The sequence below is a fragment of the Arthrobacter sp. Cr_A7 genome, assembly GCF_029222765.1.
Taxonomy (GTDB): Bacteria; Actinomycetota; Actinomycetes; order Actinomycetales; family Micrococcaceae; genus Arthrobacter.
In genome coordinates, this window is record NZ_JARHXQ010000168.1 from 1 (window position 1) to 1,550 (window position 1,550).

The 1,550-nt window shown below is 63.5% G+C and carries 2 protein-coding genes; one reads left to right on the plus strand and one right to left on the minus strand.

Features of this window, described 5'->3' with window-relative positions:
• Nucleotides 1-21: 21 nt before the first annotated feature.
• The gene (locus P2Q66_RS10380) at nucleotides 22-279 is read right to left on the minus strand and encodes a DUF6458 family protein (RefSeq protein WP_079598619.1); all 258 of its coding nucleotides are present in this window, start codon (nucleotides 277-279) and stop codon (nucleotides 22-24) included.
• Nucleotides 280-512: 233 nt separating this feature from the next.
• Between P2Q66_RS10380 and P2Q66_RS10385 the strand changes: the two genes are divergently transcribed.
• Nucleotides 513-1,130, plus strand: a complete 618-nt coding sequence (locus P2Q66_RS10385) for a phospholipase (protein WP_275727804.1) — start codon at nucleotides 513-515, stop codon at nucleotides 1,128-1,130.
• Nucleotides 1,131-1,550 lie beyond the last annotated feature (420 nt).

The following is a 1,550-nucleotide window of genomic DNA, read 5'->3' on the forward strand; positions in this document are numbered from 1 at the left end:
CTCCCGGCGCTTTCGGCCCGGCTAGATTCCGCCGTCCCTGCTTTCGTTGCGCGTGATGCGCTCGCCAGTGTTCGGGTCCACCACGGAGCGGGTTTCGCTGACGCGCCTGCTGCGGCCCGGGGAGGCGAGAATGAGTGAGGCGATGAGCCCGATAACGCCCACGGCCATCAGGATGTAGCCCACCAGGACCTGGTCTACAAAGGGGATAAGTCCTGGCGCTACAGCCCAGGCGAGGATGGCGCCCAGGGCGATGAGGAAGATTGACGATCCGATTCTCATAACGTGCTCCTTTATAGGCCGGAAAGTGCGGCGCCGGTAGGGCATTGTTGGAACGGTCTTGCCTGCGTATCAACTGCTCAGCATGCTGCTGTTAGGCGCCACGCTACAGCGCAGAGTTGCCGGATTCAATGACCCGCCCGGGTGCTCCGGCGGCGGAAAGCCTGGTGCGGGAGGGGAAGCAGTGACGCAGGGGTTTTGCACCCGGGCCTCAGCGGCATCGTTAGGCTGGGCGGATGGAAACAGTTGTGTGGTCCAAGTCGGAGGATCAGCGCGCAGGCACTCCCTTGCTGGTGATGATGCACGGTTACGGCACTGACGAGTCCCGCATGGTCCGCCTCTTCGACTACCTGCCCGCGGAATTCACCTTTGCCGCGCTGAGGGCGCCGATGCCCATCGGCGACCACTATGGCTGGTTCCTGCTGGACTACTTCCTGGCCAACGATTTCGCCGACGTCATCACCATCACCAGCAAGGTTCACGGCTGGATCAGGTCGGTCAGGGGCCAGCACACCAGTGTCAGCCTGATGGGATATTCGCAGGGGATGGCCATGGCGAGCACGCTCCTGCGGCTCCACCCGCAGGAGTACAAAGCAGTGGTGGGGCTGTCCGGCTTCGTCCTGGACAACGAGCTCCTGGCGCTGACCGACTCATTTGATCCCAAGCCGCCGTTCTTCTGGGGCCGCGACAAGGCGGACCTGGTGATCAATGAGGACGCCATCGCCCACACCGCTGACTGGCTTGAGAAGAACACCCTCCTGACCGCCCGGACCTACCCTGGCATGGGGCATGCCATGTCCAAGGCCGAGATGGTGGACGTCAGTGCGTTCCTCAAGCACTACGCCCTGCGCTAGGACTACCCGACCCGAGATTTCCGTCACATTGGCGCGCCAATCCGGCGGGTCGAAAAAACAGTTGCCAGCCAAATTTGTAAGCGCTTACACTCATCTTCGGCCGTAACAGCGCGGCCCTGAACTGGGCGGACGAGGAGGCCAGTGACATGCAGGCACCATGCAGCGGCCGCAACACCCGCACAGGCCGCCCCACTGCGGGCACCCTCCTGCACGACACCAGCCGGGCGGACCTTGCCCGCCGGGTTGTTCCGTGGTGCCAACAGCCCCATCATGGAAGAAGTATCTTGATCAGCAGGCCCCCGCGCGCCACAGCGTCTTTCGCCGGCAGCCGCCCGCCGCACGTGCAGATCACCCGGGCACCGAAGCCAACACTTAGACCACCAACCCGTCTTCACGGCTGCCCGCCGTCTGAAAGGACAA